Here is a 16373-nt window from a genome sequence, read left to right as displayed (position 1 = left end):
TGCATAAGCGGGGTTTACTTCAGATCGGCGTCGTCAAAGCTGAACGAGGTGTCAGGCATGACATAGAAGCCCGTCAAATTTTTGGTGTTGGCCGAAACCAGTTTTTCCACCACCAGGGGCACCCAGGGCTGATCTTTCCAGATACGATCCTGGGCATCTTTATAGAGCGCAGCCTTCTTCTCACCGTCGGTGGTGTTCAACGCATCGGTAAGATCTTTATCCACCTGAGCATTACTGTAGAAGGCGGTATTAAAGATAGTCGGGGGCCAGGACTGGGTGGCAAACAGCGGCGTCAGCGCCCAGTTTGCTTCGCCGGTGGAGGCAGACCAGCCGGTGTAGAACATCCGCACACCGCTCTCTTTCTGGCCTTTGTCTTCCACTTCGGCGGCACGCTGACCGGCATCCATAGCCGTTACGGTGGCTTTAATGCCCACCTGCGCCAGCTGCTGCTGGGTGAACTGCAACACTTTTTGCGCGGTGCTGTGATTGTGAGAAGACCACAGGGTGGTGGTGAAACCGTTCGGGAAGCCCGCTTCTTTCAGCAACTCACGTGCTTTGGCCGGGTTATATTCCGGAGCCGGGTAAGCCTGTGAGTACTGAATGGCTGGCGGCACAATCCCGGTAGCCGGGGTTGCGTAACCGGCAAAGGCGACCTTAACCAGCGCCTGACGGTTGATGGCGTAGTTAATCGCCTCACGCACTTTAGGATTGTCGAACGGTTTCTGCGTCACGTTGAAGCTGATATAACGCTGCATGATGGAAGGAGAGGTCACCAGATCCAGCTTCTGATTTTTCTCCAGCAGTTTGGCCTGCTCGTAAGGGATCGGGAAAGCCAGGTTCGCCTCGCCGGTTTGCAACATCGCTGCACGGGTATTGTTATCCACTACCGGACGCCAGGTGATGGTGTCGAGCTTCGGATAGCCCTTCTTCCAGTAGCCGGCAAATTTTTTCACCTTGACGAAATCGGTCTGATTCCAGGTTTCCAGCTCATACGGGCCGGTTCCCACCGGATGGAAGCCAATCTCTTTGCCATATTTTTTCAACGCGGTGGGTGAAATCATCGCTGCTGCCGGGCTGGCCAGAGTGTTGATAAAGGCGGAGAAAGGCTGTTTCAGGGTGATTTTAACGGTGGTGGGATCTACCACTTCCGTGGTCGCCACAGACTTAAACAGGTTGTAGCGTTTGAGATGATTATCCGGATTGCTGGCGCGATCCAGGTTGACCTTGACCGCTTCTGCGTTGAAGTCGGTGCCGTCCTGGAACTTGATGCCGCTGCGCAATTTGATGGTATAGGTCAGCCCATCTTTGCTGGCGTCAAAACTTTCGGCCAGCACGTTTACCCGCTTCATCTCTTTGTCAAAACCAAACAGGCCCTGATAGAAAGATTTGGCCACCGCCTGCGACAGGGTATCGTTTGCGTCGTAGGGATCCAGGGTGGTGAAATTGGAGCCTACAGCAATCACCGCGTCTTTCGCCGCCCAGGCGGGAACGGCGGCAAAGCTGCTGAGTAAACCGGCGGTTAACAGTAACTTACGTTTGCTATGAATCATCATTTTACGTTCATCTCCTGAAGTCCTTGTTGTTGTGCAGCAAATCAGACACCGCCAATGGCATGACGGGCAACATAGTGTCCGGCACTGACTTCGGTCAGCGGCGCCACGATCGGTTCGTCCCCAAGGGCACGGATCGGGCTGGGTATTTCGTCCACCAGCAAGGCTCGTTCACGACGACGATGGCTGGGATCGGCCACCGGCACGGCAGACATCAGCTTGCGGGTATAAGGATGCTGAGGATTTTCAAAAACCGACTGGCGTGGACCAATTTCCACAATCTGCCCGAGGTACATCACCGCCACGCGATGGCTGATGCGCTCTACTACTGCCATATCATGGGAAATAAACAGGAAGGCGATGCCAAATTCCCGCTGGAGGTCGAGCATCAGATTCACGATCTGCGCCTGAATAGAGACATCCAGTGCCGAAACGGATTCGTCGGCAATCACTACTTTTGGATTCAACGCCAGCGCGCGGGCGATACAGATTCGCTGGCGTTGTCCTCCGGAGAACTCATGCGGATAGCGTCTTGCATGTTCCGGCAGCAGGCCAACACGTTCCAGCAGCCAGGCCACCCGATTTTCCGCTTCCTGCCCTTTCGCCAGCCCGTGAACCAGCAGCGGCTCCATGATTGAGAAACCGACGGTCAGTCTGGGATCCAGCGAGGCATAAGGATCCTGAAAAATAAACTGGATATCGCGCCGCAGATGAGAAAGCGCCGCGCCGGACAGGTTATCAATCCGTTTACCGTCGAAGGTGATGCTGCCCCCCTGGCTTTCGACCAGGCGCAGTAAAGAGCGTCCGGTGGTGGATTTACCACAGCCGGATTCACCCACCAGCGCCAGCGTCTCGCCACGGCGCAGGTCGAAACTGACTTTTTCCACCGCGTGTACCCGCCGGGTAACGCGATTCAGAATGCCACTGCGGATATCAAAGCGGGTAACCAGATCCCTGACCTGTAATACCGGTTCACTCCCGGCCACTACCGTATCCTGAGGGATCTGTATTTCGCCCTCCTGCTGAGTAATCAGCGGGAATTTTGCCGGGAAAGGCTGCCCTGTCATTGAGCCTAGTTTGGGGACAGCGGCCAGCAGAGCTTTGGTATAGGGCTGTTGCGGGTTCTGGAAAATGGCGTCGACCGGGCCGGTTTCCACCACGTCACCGCGATACATCACCTGCACGCGATCGGCCATTTCGGCCACCACGCCCATATCGTGGGTGATAAATATCACCCCCATCTGCATCTCTTTTTGCAGCACGCGGATCAGCTGTAAAATTTGTGCCTGAATGGTTACATCCAGCGCGGTGGTAGGTTCATCAGCGATCAGCAGCGCAGGCCGGCAGGAGAGCGCCATCGCAATCATCACCCGCTGACGCATACCGCCAGAGAGCTGATGCGGGAAGCGTGAAAGCACGTTTTTAGCTTCGGGAATGCGCACCAGATCCAGCATCCGCTCCGCTTCTTTCAGCGCTTCGCGATGGCTTTTGCCCTGATGCAGACGAATAGATTCGGCAATCTGTTCCCCCACCGCAAAGACCGGGTTCAGCGAGGTCATCGGCTCCTGGAAAATCATCGCCATATCGGCACCACGAATGCCACGCAGTTGTGACTGACGGGCGCTGGCCAGATTGACCAGCCGATCGTTACGCCTGCGCAGCCATATCTCCCCGCTGTCGATGCTGCCACCGCCCTGCTCTACCAGACGCATCAGCGCCAGCGAGGTGACGGATTTTCCGGAACCCGATTCACCAACGATAGCCAGCGTTTCGCCACGCTGAACATCCAGCGACAGGTTTTTCACCGCGTGTACAACCCCCTCTTCCTGACGGAAGCTGACGCTGAGGTTTCTGACTGAAAGTACCTGCCCGGCAGGCAGGTCAGTGGTCACCGACATCCTGCATCCTTATTCTTCGCGGTAAATACCTACGTTCGGCGCATCGCCGACGTAGCCATAGCCCCGGTACATGCCTTCGCTGTTGAAGGGTAGCGCAACGTTGCCGTCACGATCGACGGCAATAACGCCGCCGCTTCCACCGAGAACCCGAATTTTTTCCATCACCACGCGGTCGCTGGCTTCTTTCAGTGACAGTCCGGCGTATTCCATCAGCGCGGCAATATCATAAGCGGCCAGAGTACGCATAAAGACCTCGCCGGTGCCGGTACAGGAGACGGCGACGTTGGCGTTGTTCGCATAACAACCAGCGCCGATAACCGGCGAATCACCCACGCGTCCGGCCTGTTTGTTGGTCATGCCGCCGGTTGAGGTTGCTGCTGCCAGGTTGCCAGAGAGATCAAGCGCTACGGCACCGACAGTGCCGAACTTGCGATCGGGATCCAGGGGATCGTCCGAAGTCTGCGCTGCACCATCATGATCCAGCACGGCGCGATCGGAGTGTAGCGCGCGCTGTAACTGATCCCAGCGCTCAGGCGTGGAGAAAAAGTCAGGTGAAACCTGTTCCAGCCCCTGCTCAGCGGCAAATTGCTCTGCCCCTTCAGCAATAAAAAGCACATGAGGGCTTTTTTCCAGTACCGAACGGGCGGCCAGCACCGGGTTACGCACTCTGGTTACGCCCGCCACCGCGCCCGCTTCCAGTGTGCGTCCGTCCATTACGCAGGCATCCAGCTCGTGGGTGCCCTGATGGGTAAAGACGGCACCTTTACCCGCGTTAAACAACGGGCACTCTTCCAGAAGGCGCACCGCCTCGGTCACGGCATCAAGGGCGCTCCCGCCGCCTGCAAGGATCGCCTGCCCACTGGTGACAATCTCTGACAGGGCCTGAATATAACGCTGCTCTTTCTCTGCGCTCATGCTGGCGCGGGCGATTGCGCCAGCACCACCGTGAATTGCGATGACTGCTCTGACCATAATCCGGTTTACCCTGCGTCTCAAATCAGCATGAAAAACACTGAGTTAGAATGAAATTCTTAAGTATTAAGCCGTTTTCGACTATAGGCAGGCTGTAAAGTGATGTAAAGCAGAATGTTCGCTGGCTGATAATACCCAAAGGTTCTGTCTTATAACCGGTCCTGGGTTCGCGTGACCCGGCGGGGAATTCGCGCCATAATAACGCCCTCTTAACTGGATGACTGCCTGACCCTCAGGTCACGCTGGAGACATTATGGAAGCCTTTACCGCGGGTTTGATCTCGCTTGACGATGCGCTGGCAACAATGCTGGCGGCTGTTTCGCCCGTGACCGAAACAGAAATCCTGCCCCTGCCAGCCGCCGCCGGACGTATCACCTCCTGCGCCGTAACCTCGCCGGTTAACGTGCCGCCTTTCGCCAACTCCGCGATGGATGGTTATGCGCTGCGCCTGGCGGAACTCTCCATGCAGCCGCTGAGCATTGCCGGAAAAGCCTTTGCTGGCGCTCCCTTTAAGGGCGAGTGGCCAGCGGGAAGCTGCGTACGCATTATGACCGGTGCTCCCGTTCCTCCGGGAACCGAAGCGGTGGTGATGCAGGAACAGACGGAGCAGGATGGCGAGTCAATCCGCATTAACGCTGAAGTTTTCCAGGGCCAGAATATCCGCCTGCCGGGCGAAGATATTGTGCAGGGAGCCACGGTTCTCAAGGCGGGAACCCGTCTCGGAGCCGCTGAACTTCCCCTGCTAGCCTCGCTGGGCGTTCCCGAAGTGCAGGTGCTGCGTAAGCTTCGTGTCGCCGTGTTCTCAACCGGCGATGAACTTCAGCCCGTGGGGCAACCGCTTGCCGAGGGTCAGATTTATGACACCAACCGCTTTGCTGTTCACCTGATGCTGGACAAGCTCGGCTGTGAAGTGATTGACCTCGGCATTATCCGTGACGATCCGCAGGCGCTGCGCGACGCATTCCGCCAGGCAGACAGTCAGGCCGATGTGGTGATCAGCAGCGGCGGCGTGTCAGTGGGTGAAGCGGATTACACCAAAAGCATGCTGGAAGAGCTGGGTGAGATCAGCTTCTGGAAGCTGGCAATCAAACCCGGCAAACCTTTCGCTTTTGGCCGCCTGACCGACAGCTGGTTCTGCGGCCTGCCAGGCAACCCGGTCTCGGCCGCCCTGACCTTTTATCAACTGGTTCAGCCTTTACTGGCAAAACTCACCGGTCAGCAGGGTCCAGCGCTGCCTCCCCGGCAGCGGGTAAAAACGGCCAGCGCGTTGAAAAAGTCGCCGGGCCGCCTCGATTTCCAGCGTGGTCTGTTGCAGCGCAATGCGCAGGGCGAACTGGAAGTACTGACGACCGGGCCACAGGGTTCCCATATCTTCAGCTCTTTCAGCCAGGCCAACTGCTTTATCGTACTGGAGCGTGAACGGGGCAACGTTGAAGCCGGCGACTGGGTTGAGGTCGAACCCTTTAACAGTCTGCTGGAGGGCTGAGATGCTGCCGGAACTCAGTGATGAAGAGAGCCTGCGTTACAATCGTCAGATTGTGCTGCGGGGTTTTGACTTCGACGGGCAGGAGAAGCTCAAAGCCTCAAAAGCGCTGATCGTCGGTCTGGGCGGTTTAGGCTGTGCAGCCAGCCCCTGGCTTGCGTCCGCTGGCGTGGGGCATCTCACGCTGCTGGATTTTGACAGCGTCTCCCTCTCCAATCTGCAACGTCAGATTCTGCATCGCGACAGCCAGATTGGCGTGGCGAAAGTGGAATCAGCACGTCAACAGCTCAGCGCCATCAATCCGCATATCACCCTGGAAACGGTTGACCGGCAGCTTGATGACGAGGCGTTGCTGGCGCTGATTTCTCGCCACGATGTGGTGCTGGACTGTACCGATAACGTCTCCACGCGAGAACAGTTGAACAGGCTATGTTATGCCAGCAAAACGCCGCTGGTTTCCGGCGCGGCCATTCGCATGGAAGGCCAGATCAGCGTGTTCCGCTGGCAGGAGGATGCGCCCTGCTACCGTTGTGTAAGCCGTTTATTTGGCGAGTCCACGCTAAGCTGTGTGGAGGCGGGTGTGATGGCGCCGCTGGTGGGAGTGATCGGTTCCCTGCAGGCGATGGAAGCTATCCGGCTGCTGGCCGATTACGGCAACAGCGTGGCAGGAAAACTGCTGATGTATGATGCGATGACTCTGCAATTTCGCGAAATCAAACTGGCGAAAGATCCGGCTTGCGAAGTGTGCGGCGGTTGATAATTTCTTCATCCCAATCGCATCTGCCGGAAGCTATTTTTCACTCCATAAGAGGTTTTGAAAGGAAAAACAACGCGCTTTTCCTGCTGGCACTATAATCAGTCAATGATAACACCAGCAAAAAGGGAAAATAACTGATGGCCAGGGAGCCGGAGAGACAAACCGATCTCAGCATTCACAACCTGCGCCGGATGCTGATTACCTTTTTGCTGGTGATCGTCAGCGCGGTGCTGCTTGTCTCATGCTGGGTGATGATCAACAGCTGGGAACGCCTGAATCATGAAGTGCAAAAAGATGCCCGCAATCTTTCGCAATCCGTTTCACGCCAGTCTGAAGACTCAATTCTGCCCATTGACCTGACGCTCCAGGATCTGCGGGACCGTATCTCACTGGTCGGTCTGGATCATGAAAGGCTGACCTATCTGCGTATCCTGCTCAGCGAACGCAAAACTTCGCTTCCTCAGCTGCACGGCCTGTTTGTTTATGATGACCAGGGCAACTGGGTGGTCACTTCAGAAGGTTTACTGAAGCAACACCAGCCGAATAACGACCGCGCCTATTTCATCTGGCACAAGACGCATACCGATCCCGGGGCGCTCATCAGTAATGTGATCCGCAGCCGGACTACGGGTGAATGGATCATTCCGGTCTCAATGCGGTTAAATAATCGCGATGGCTCCTTCCGCGGCGTGCTGCTCGCCACCCTCAGGGTCAACTATTTCCGCCAGATTTTCAGTTACTACAACCTGGGCGATCGCGGAATGCTGGCACTGATCCTCAGCAGCGGCAACGTGCTGTATGCCCGTCCCTACGGCAATGAAATGATCAACCGCAATATCGCCGCAAAAAGCCCCCTGTTCACCGATTTGTTGAAAGCCTCACCTGAAGGTACAGCAACTTATAAGGCCGCCCTCGACGGTGTTGAACGGATATTCGGCTATGCGAGTATGAAACGTTATCCGTTGGTGGTGGTGGTTGGTTACGAAAAGGCCCTGCTGGTAAAGGCCTGGTTAACTGATCTGCTGGTTTATATGATACTGGGCGCGTTGTTATTGCTGGTGATCATCACGCTGGGCTATTTTCTGCTGCGAAATTTAAGTCAGCACATCCGCGATCAGGCGGAACTGACCCAGGTACGCGATCAGCTCACCAGTATGAACCGCACGCTGCAAACTCTGGCCCTGGTGGACAGCCTGACCGGGCTGGCCAATCGCAGGCAGTTCGATCTCTATCTGGACCACAGCCTGGAACGATCGCTGAAATTAAGAAAGCCGATGGCGTTACTGATGATCGATGTGGATTCTTTCAAGCGGTTTAACGATACCTATGGCCATCTTGCGGGTGATGACTGCCTGAAGAGAGTCGGAGATGCGCTGCTGACGGTTTCCCACCCTCCCGATGATTTGATTGCCCGCTATGGGGGAGAAGAGTTTGCGGTGATCCTGCGCGATACCACGCAGGAAGAAGCTCTGCGCTTTGCCAGGGGCGCGGTAGAGGCCGTGGCAGAGATGGGCATTCCTCATCAGAACAGCGATCACCCCAGCAAAGTGGTCACCATCAGCGTCGGTCTGCATATCATGCCAGCCGGTCTTACGGCCTTCGATCGCCACACCTTGATCAGTCAGGCAGATAAAGCGCTGTATCAGGCAAAAACTCTGGGAAAAAACCGGGTGGAAGTGCTGTAACAGGATGGTGAGTTGAGAGGATTTGACGCGCCATTATGAGCAGATTTCAGGCATAAAAAAAGGGGATCTGGCGATCCCCTCTTGTGGCAATCAGTGCAACAACAGAATCAGTTAATGCCCTGGCTACGCAGGTAGTCTTCGTAGTTGCCGGTGAAGTCTTTGAACTTGCCTGGGGTCATTTCAATCACGCGGGTAGCCAGCGAGCTGACGAATTCACGGTCGTGAGAAACAAACACCAGCGTGCCTTCGTACATCTCCAGCGCCATGTTGATCGCTTCGATGGATTCCATATCCAGGTGGTTGGTTGGTTCATCCATGATCAGCACGTTAGGCTTTTGCAGCATCAGCTTACCGAACAGCATACGGCCTTTCTCACCACCGGAGAGCACCTTAGCCGGCTTTTTGATGTCATCCTGGCTGAACAGCAGACGACCCAGAATACCGCGGATAACCTGCTCGTCGTCGCCTTCCTGTTTCCACTGGCTCATCCAGTCGAAAACGTTCAGGTCGTTAGCAAAGTCATGGGCGTGATCCTGCGCGTAGTAACCAATACGGGCATTCTCAGACCATTTCACTTCACCGTTATCCGGCTGCAGTTCACCCACCAGCGTTTTCAGCAGCGTGGTTTTACCGATACCGTTCGGACCGATGATCGCCAGCTTTTCACCCACTTCCAGCAGCAGATTCACGTTCTTAAACAGTGGACCCTGATCGAAACCTTTAGTCAGGGATTCAAGCTGCAGGGCGTTACGGAACAGTTTCTTGTCCTGATCGAAGCGGATAAACGGGTTCTGACGGCTGGAAGCTTTAACTTCTTCCAGCTTGATTTTGTCGATCTGCTTGGCACGGGATGTTGCCTGACGGGACTTGGAGGCGTTCGCGCTGAAGCGGCTGACAAACGACTGCAGTTCGTTGATTTGCGCTTTTTTCTTGGCGTTATCAGAGAGCAGACGCTCACGTGACTGGGTCGCCGCCGTCATATACTCATCGTAGTTGCCAGGGAATACGCGCAGCTCGCCGTAATCCAGGTCAGCCATATGGGTGCAGACCATGTTCAGGAAGTGACGGTCGTGCGAAATGATGATCATGGTGCTGTTACGTTCGTTCAGCACCTGCTCCAGCCAGCGAATGGTATCGATGTCCAGGTTGTTCGTCGGTTCATCGAGCAGCAGGATTTCCGGGTTTGAGAACAGCGCCTGCGCCAGCAGCACACGCAGCTTCCAGCCCGGTGCCACTTCGCTCATCGGGCCGTAATGCTGTTCCAGCGGAATACCCACGCCTAACAGCAGTTCGCCTGCACGGGCTTCAGCGGTGTAACCGTCCATCTCGCCGTAAGTGACTTCGAGATCGGCCACTTTGTAACCGTCTTCTTCGCTCATCTCTGGCAGCGCATAGATGCGGTCACGCTCTTCTTTCACTTCCCACAGCTCGCCGTGGCCCATGATCACCGTGTCCAGCACGCTGAACGCTTCAAAGGCGAACTGATCCTGGCGCAGCTTACCGATACGTTCGTTGGGATCCAACGCCACGTTACCGGCAGAAGGAACTAAATCCCCACCCAGAATTTTCATAAAGGTGGACTTGCCGCTGCCGTTGGCACCGATCAGGCCATAGCGGTTGCCGCCGCCAAATTTGACAGAGATGTTTTCGAACAGCGGCTTACTGCCAAACTGCATGGTGACGTTGCTGGAAACTAGCACAGGATTGCCTTTCGTTTGCGATGTGAGGAATGTGAATCAGCGCGCATTATGCCAAAAAAAGGGGCGGCGAATACACCGCCACCCCAGCTACTGCTTTTACTTTCCGTCAGTGGCTTTCTGCTTCACGTTTCGGAGCCGGCACCGGACGCGTTTCCACCTCATCATTCAGCCAGTCATGCAGGTAATGCTCAATCTGTTCCAGACTGCGGTTACGGGTTTCAGGGACGCATTTAATCACAAACGCAGCGCCGAACAGGCCGATAAAGGCGAAGACAAAGAAGGCACCCGCCAGGCCCACGCTTGAAAGCAGGACCGGAAAGGCCAGAGAGATAAGGAAGTTGGCGATCCACATCGCAAAGACTGCGCCGCCCATAAAGATGCCGCGCAGACGGGTCGGGAAGATCTCAGAGAGCAACAGCCAGGTAACCGGTGATAGCGCCCCCTGCTGGAAGCTGAGGAACATCAGCATACCCAGCAGCACCATATAGCCCCGGAACACGTCAACTTCGCCATTGATGGTTTCAGGCATAAAATAGCTGACGGCACCGATAAACAGCAGACAGGCGGTACAGCCAAACTGCCCAATCATCGTCATGGTGCGGCGACCTATTTTCCCCAGCAGCCAGATGCCGACAAATGTCATCAACACGGAGATAGCGCCATTGGCAATGGTGGCGAACAAGGCTGAGTCGGTACTCATCCCCACCGCTTTCAGCATGGTCGGCGCATAATACATAATGGTGTTCACGCCCGACAGTTGCTGAATAACAGCAATCCCCACACCAATCAGGAACAGTTTAAATAACCAGGGTTTCCGGAGTTCACGCAGTCCTGGCTTCGCTTTGTTTTCATCTTCACAGAGCGTTTCTTCAATCTCGGCCAGCTCCCACTCCACATCGGCTTTGGCGCGGGTGCGTTCCAGGACTTTACGCGCCTCTGCCAGGCGACCTTTCATCGCGTACCAGCGTGGGGTGTCAGGCATGAACATCATCCCAAACCACAGGGCCACGGCAGGAATGGTGGCGACGGCTAACATCCAGCGCCAGGTGGTTTCGCCGCCCCAGGCCGCATTAAAACCGGCATTGGAGATATAGGCCAGCATCTGACCGGAGACAATCATTAATTCCTGCAGCGTCACCAACTGCCCGCGCTTGTTGGCAGGTGCGATTTCGGCAATATAGACCGGTACCGTAGCCGAGGCTCCCCCTACGGCCACGCCCAGAACCAGGCGGAAGAAAATCATCCAGTGCACATCCGGTGCCAGTGCGGTTCCCAGTGCGCCTGTGGCAAACAGCACGGCAAGGATAATGATGATTTTCTTACGCCCGGCTGCAGCGGCAAAGTGACCAGAGAACAGCGCGCCAAATGCGGCACCAAACAGCAGGGAGCTGGTGACAAGACCGGTGGTAAACGGCGTGAGATGAAGTTCGTCGCCCATAAACAGCAGGGCACCAGAGATAACGCCGGTATCGTATCCAAATAACAGGCCACCCAGCGTGGCAACGATAGCGATAATTTTTACAAAAGGTTCGGTACGGGTTTCGCTGTTAGGGCCAGAGGCCCTGCTGGGAGTGAGATACTGTTCTTTTGCCATGATCTTTTTGACCCCATAATCATACCTGACAGAAAAGGTTCAGCCGGGAAATGCCCTGCAACAGCGACGCTCCCGTGCAACTGACAATTTAGTTTATTTTTTTCATTTTCATTAAATATGAAATTTAATTTTGAGACATGGCGCGCGTTGCGGCGGGAAGAATGTGACCCGTGGCGCATTAGTGGATTGAAATGGTTGTTTAAAAGGGCAAGGCGTGTCGAAAAGCAGATTGGCTGAATTTTATGCAGTTAAAAATAAAAATTTCATTTCGTTTTTTTTTGCTATTTCTGTTACGGAAAGCTAGTCGATCGCTCAGGAGAGTGAGTTTATCTGCCGGGCATTGCCAGCTACGCAGGCTGTGAAACGGAATCCCTCTCCGTCACAGCCGCGGGTTAAAAGCGCAAAGGCTACTGCCACACCGGTCAGTTGACCGGCTTATTGACCCCTTCTGCCGGGCCAAATACCGGATAGTCCGGCATTTTCACGTTCTGATACAGCTCCCAGCCGCCACCCAGCGCTTTGTAGAGTGCCACCAGATCCAGACTGCTTTGCACTCTTGCCTGAGCGGCCTGCTGCTTCGCCTGAGCAAGCTGACGCTGGGCATCCAGCGCGTCAATAAACGAGGAGAGCCCTTTGCCATAGCTGTCATTAGCCAGATCAAAGGTGTTCTGTAACGCCTCCACGGTCTGGTCAAGTCCCTCCACCTGCTGTTGATCGGTACGGTAGCTGACCAGCGCATTCTCCACATCCTGCAGCGCCGTTAAAACGGTCTGACGATAGCCAAGGGCAGCACTGGCCTGTTCTGCCCTCGCCAGCTTGACGCTGGAGACCAGTCGTCCGCCCTGGAAAATCGGGATCGATACCGACGGGCCGAAGCTGTAAAAGTGGCTGCTCCAGTTATCCAGGTAGCTGGTATCGGTATTGCGCATACCGAACTGGCCGGTCAGTGACAAATCCGGGAACAACTGCGCCACCGACACGCCAATGCTGGCTGTAGCGGCATGAAGCTGGGCCTCTGCCTGACGCACATCTGGCCGGCGTCTGGCGAGGGTGGAAGGTAATCCAACCGGCACCACTTTTGGCAACGGCGGCAACGCTTTTTCAGTCAACAACTCGGCATCCAGCGCGCCTGGCGGCTTGCCGACCAGCACGGCCAGACCATTCAGCGCCTGGTGAATTTGTGACTGATACTGTGGCAGTTGCGCGCGAAGCGAGCTGAGTTGCGCCCGGGCGTTTTCCACGTCCATCTGCGGTGCCAGCCCGTTACGCTGCTGACTCTGGGTCAGCTCCACGGTCTGCTGAGCGACCTCAATCTGCGTTTGCAGCGTCCGGCTTACGGACTGCGCGCCACGAAGTTGCAGGTAAGTCCGCGCCACTTCCGCCTCAAGCGACACCAGCGCATCGTTGCGGCTCTCAACCGATTCCTGCTGTTGCGCATCCGCCATTTCAACCTGACGACGCACTTTGCCCCATAAATCCAGCTCCCAGGAGGCATCAAAGCTGCCCTGATAGAGCGCCACGGGCTGAGTCAGGCCGTTCAGCGCCGAGCTGATTTCCGGGTCAGCCTGGTTATAGACGCCGTTGGATTCCAGCTCGCCTTTGATCCCCAACTGCTGACGCTGGGCGGAGAGCTTGCCGTTGACCGAAGGGAACCACGCGCCACGCGCCTGATTCAGCTGCTGACGCGATCCGGCAATGCGCAACACCGCCTGCTGTAGGCTCAGGTTTCCGGCAATTGCCCGGTCGATCAGGCTGTTTAACTGCGGATCGTTAAAGGACTTCCACCAGTTGGGATTGGTCACTGTGGCCTGCGGATTGGATCCACTGTCGGACCTGATGCTGTTAAATGAGCCCGGTGTGACCGGTTGCGGCGCATGATAATCAGGCCCCACGGAACAGGCGGACAGCGCCAGGGTGGCCATCAACACGCTGAGCCGGGAACGCATAAATTGGGGATAAACGAACATCAGTGTGCTCCAGCACTGCCTTCGCTTTTGATCGGCGAGAGCAGTAAACAAAAAGGAATAAGGATCAGCGCCACAATACTCAGGCCCATAAAGACATCGACATAGGCCAGAATACGCGCCTGAGCAATCATCTCTTTATAGAGTTGCCCGGTAGCTATAGTGACCGGGTCGCCTACCGCCGTGGTGAAATCTCTCACCCCCTGCGCCCAGCGTTCAACGGTCAGGTTGAAGGGCTCGTTTAGCGGCGACATGTTGTGCACCATGCTGGCACTGTGCACCTGTTGCCGTTCGGTGATCATCGCCGTGGAGAGCGAAATGCCTACCGACCCCGCCACGTTACGGCACATGGTAAACAGCGCTGCGGCATCGGCATTAAGCCGTTGCGGAATGGTCACGAAAGCTATGGTGGTCAGCGGTACAAACAGGAAGCCCAGCCCGATGGTCTGCGCGCTACGCATCAGCACCAGCGTGGTGAAATCCACATCCGGCGTTAAGGTGGCGGAATAGATAAACGAGACAAACAGGCAGGTAAAGCCAAAGGCGATGATCCAGCGCGTCTGAATAATGGGCATCAATTTCAGCACCAGCGGGATCGACAGCACGATCAGTACGGCACCGGGCGAGAGCACCAGCCCCGACCAGGTGGCGGTATAGCCTAAATCCTGCTGGGCAAGCTGCGGGATCACCACCGAACTGCCATAGAGGATTGCTGCCATGCCCGCCATCAAGATACTGGCGACGGCAAAGTTTTTATCCTTGAGCACATGCAGATCGACCACCGGCTTTTTAGCATAGAGCAGCCAGTAAACCGCCCCCACCAGCCCGATAATCGTCAGAATGGCAAAGGTCACAATAAAGCTGGAGCTGAACCAGTCGTCATCCTCACCGCGATCCAGCATTACCTGCAAACACCCCAGCCCGAGAGTAATCAGGCTGATGCCGATATAGTCGATCGTCAGCTTGCCTTTGGCCCACTTGCGCTCCCACGGCGGATCTTCCAGCAGCTGGTAGATCGCCATCACGCTGAAAATTCCCACGGGAATATTAATGAAGAAGACCCAGCGCCAACTATAATTATCGGTGATCCAGCCACCCAGCGTCGGACCCAGCACGGGCGCTACGATAATCGCAATGGAGGAGAGTCCAAACGCCTTGCCGCGATCTTCCGGCTTGAAATAATCCAGCAGCACAGATTGTTGCACCGGCTGTAGCCCGCCGCCAAAAAAGCCCTGTAAGACCCTGAACAGGATAATTTGCCACAGCTCGGTGGCGATCCCGCACAGGAAGGAGCAGACGGTAAACATCACGATACAGATCAGGAAGAACTGTTTACGGCCAAATAACCGGCTGAGGAAAGCAGAGATCGGCAGGACAATGCCGTTGGCAACCAGATACGAGGTCAGTACCCAGGTGGATTCGTCATAGCTGGAAGAGAGTGAACCGGCAACGTGAGGCAGCGCAACGTTAACGATAGTGGTGTCCAGGATCTCCATGAACACCGCCAGCGTAACCGTCATGGCGACCAGCCAGGGATTGCTGGCCGGTTTCCAGCTCTCGCTGTGACTCATTCCACCGTCACCTTAGGTTCAACTGACAGACCCAGAGGCAGCGGCTTATTCGGATCCAGCCCTTTATCCACCACGATTTTTACCGGCACACGCTGCACGATCTTCACGTAGTTCCCGGTGGCATTTTCCGACGGGAAAGTGGAAAAGCGCGAGCCGGAACCCATCTGCACGCTGTCGACATGGCCTTCCAGCTTCATATCCGGCCACGCATCCACGGTGATCTCCACTTTGTCGCCCGGATTCATCCGCTCAAGCTGAGATTCTTTAAAGTTAGCGGTGATCCATACATCTGGCGAAACCAGCGAGAACAGCGCGGTGCCTGCCTGAACCAGGGTGCCCACCTGAACGTTACGCTTGGTGACAAAGCCATCATAAGGCGCACGCACTTCGGTATAGGAGAGATTCAGACTGGCGGTATTAAGCTGCGCCTGCGCCTGCTCCACCTGCTGCTGGCGGGCCTCAACATTGGTTTCCTGCTGACGAATCTGCAGTTTGATTTGCGAAGCGACTTCCACCTGAGCTTTAGCGCTTTCCAGCTCGGCACGGGCGCTTCTCAGCTGGGCGCTGGCTGCATCAATATTACGCTGCGAGGTTGCCCGCGGGTCTACGCCACGCTGGCGCCGGTCATCTTCCTGAGCATTGAGGAAATTGGCCTGGGCTTTAGCCTGCTGAGCCAGCGCCTGGTCCTTTTGCGCAGGATACTGCACTTTGGAAAGTTCCAGCGAAGCCTGCGCCTGATGGAGCTGGGCTATTGCCAGGCCAAGCTGGGCCTGGGCCTGATCGCGTTGCGCAGTGTTATCACGCGGATCGATAACCACCAGCAGATCGCCCTTCTTCACCCGCTGGTTATCTTTGACCCGCAGTTCAGTAACGTAACCTGAGGCTTTTGGCGCAATAGTCACCGCATCCGATTCGGTAAAGGCATCATCGGTGGTTTCTATATTACGGGTAGTGAACCAGAACCACAGGGCAACAATGATGGCGATGACGACCACTATCGCCAGAATAATAAGCGGCTTTTTACCGGGGCGTTTGCGCTCCGGCTGGTCATTATCCTGCTGCCGATCGTTATCCTGCTGCTGGTCTTTGTTCTGCTGCGGGTTGTCATCCTGATGACGCTGGTCATCATCTGACGGAGAGTTTGATTGGTTAGCCATAATTCTCATCAGTTTACGGCGGACTCAGGCCGAATCCGCTAA

General features: G+C 55.8%; 11 protein-coding genes. 3 read left to right on the top strand and 8 right to left on the bottom strand.

Features of this window, described 5'->3' with window-relative positions; genetic code table 11:
* Positions 1 to 14: 14 nt before the first annotated feature.
* From gsiB to VRC33_RS07650, 3 genes are read right to left on the bottom strand one after another with little or no spacing between them, the layout of a single operon-like run.
* On the bottom strand, positions 15 to 1550 hold the full coding sequence (gsiB, locus tag VRC33_RS07660; RefSeq protein ID WP_338564146.1) for a glutathione ABC transporter substrate-binding protein GsiB: 1536 nt from the start codon (positions 1548 to 1550) through the stop codon (positions 15 to 17).
* 44 nt (positions 1551 to 1594) lie between these two features.
* Positions 1595 to 3448 carry a glutathione ABC transporter ATP-binding protein GsiA gene (gene gsiA, locus VRC33_RS07655; RefSeq protein WP_338576957.1) on the bottom strand — a complete coding sequence of 618 codons (1854 nt, stop codon included), beginning with the start codon at positions 3446 to 3448 and terminating at the stop codon, positions 1595 to 1597.
* A gap of 9 nt (positions 3449 to 3457) precedes the next feature.
* Positions 3458 to 4420: an isoaspartyl peptidase/L-asparaginase gene (locus tag VRC33_RS07650; RefSeq protein WP_338562471.1), complete on the bottom strand. Its 963-nt coding sequence runs from the start codon at positions 4418 to 4420 to the stop codon at positions 3458 to 3460.
* A gap of 253 nt (positions 4421 to 4673) precedes the next feature.
* On the opposite strand from VRC33_RS07650, the gene moeA reads away from it, so the two are divergent.
* The 3 genes from moeA (at position 4674) to VRC33_RS07635 (ending at position 8345) form a co-directional block, all read left to right on the top strand.
* Positions 4674 to 5906 carry a molybdopterin molybdotransferase MoeA gene (moeA, locus tag VRC33_RS07645; RefSeq protein WP_338562469.1) on the top strand — a complete coding sequence of 411 codons (1233 nt, stop codon included), beginning with the start codon at positions 4674 to 4676 and terminating at the stop codon, positions 5904 to 5906.
* 1 nt (position 5907) lies between these two features.
* A complete protein-coding gene (gene moeB, locus VRC33_RS07640) occupies positions 5908 to 6660 on the top strand; it encodes a molybdopterin-synthase adenylyltransferase MoeB (protein ID WP_338562467.1) in 753 nt (250 codons plus the stop codon).
* 137 nt (positions 6661 to 6797) lie between these two features.
* A complete protein-coding gene (locus VRC33_RS07635; RefSeq protein ID WP_338562464.1) occupies positions 6798 to 8345 on the top strand; it encodes a sensor domain-containing diguanylate cyclase in 1548 nt (515 codons plus the stop codon).
* A gap of 107 nt (positions 8346 to 8452) precedes the next feature.
* Here VRC33_RS07635 and VRC33_RS07630 read toward each other — a convergent pair whose 3' ends face one another.
* The 5 genes from VRC33_RS07630 to VRC33_RS07610 form a co-directional block, all read right to left on the bottom strand.
* Entirely contained in the window at positions 8453 to 10045 is a 1593-nt protein-coding gene (locus VRC33_RS07630) for an ABC-F family ATPase (protein ID WP_338562462.1), read from the bottom strand.
* Between the two features lie 106 nt (positions 10046 to 10151).
* On the bottom strand, positions 10152 to 11639 hold the full coding sequence (locus VRC33_RS07625; protein WP_338562460.1) for a sugar porter family MFS transporter: 1488 nt from the start codon (positions 11637 to 11639) through the stop codon (positions 10152 to 10154).
* Between the two features lie 422 nt (positions 11640 to 12061).
* Positions 12062 to 13606 (bottom strand): efflux transporter outer membrane subunit, encoded by a 1545-nt coding sequence (locus tag VRC33_RS07620; protein WP_338562458.1) that lies wholly within the window; start codon positions 13604 to 13606, stop codon positions 12062 to 12064.
* A complete protein-coding gene (locus tag VRC33_RS07615; RefSeq protein WP_338562456.1) occupies positions 13606 to 15174 on the bottom strand; it encodes a DHA2 family efflux MFS transporter permease subunit in 1569 nt (522 codons plus the stop codon). The genes VRC33_RS07620 and VRC33_RS07615 overlap by 1 nt, the downstream gene beginning before the upstream one ends.
* Positions 15171 to 16331: an HlyD family secretion protein gene (locus tag VRC33_RS07610; protein ID WP_338562454.1), complete on the bottom strand. Its 1161-nt coding sequence runs from the start codon at positions 16329 to 16331 to the stop codon at positions 15171 to 15173. The genes VRC33_RS07615 and VRC33_RS07610 overlap by 4 nt, the downstream gene beginning before the upstream one ends.
* Positions 16332 to 16373: the final 42 nt, after the last annotated feature.

The organism is Erwinia sp. E_sp_B01_1, from assembly GCF_036865545.1.
In the GTDB taxonomy this organism is placed as follows: Bacteria; Pseudomonadota; Gammaproteobacteria; order Enterobacterales; family Enterobacteriaceae; genus Erwinia.
This window is presented reverse-complemented; position numbering and strand designations above follow the sequence as displayed.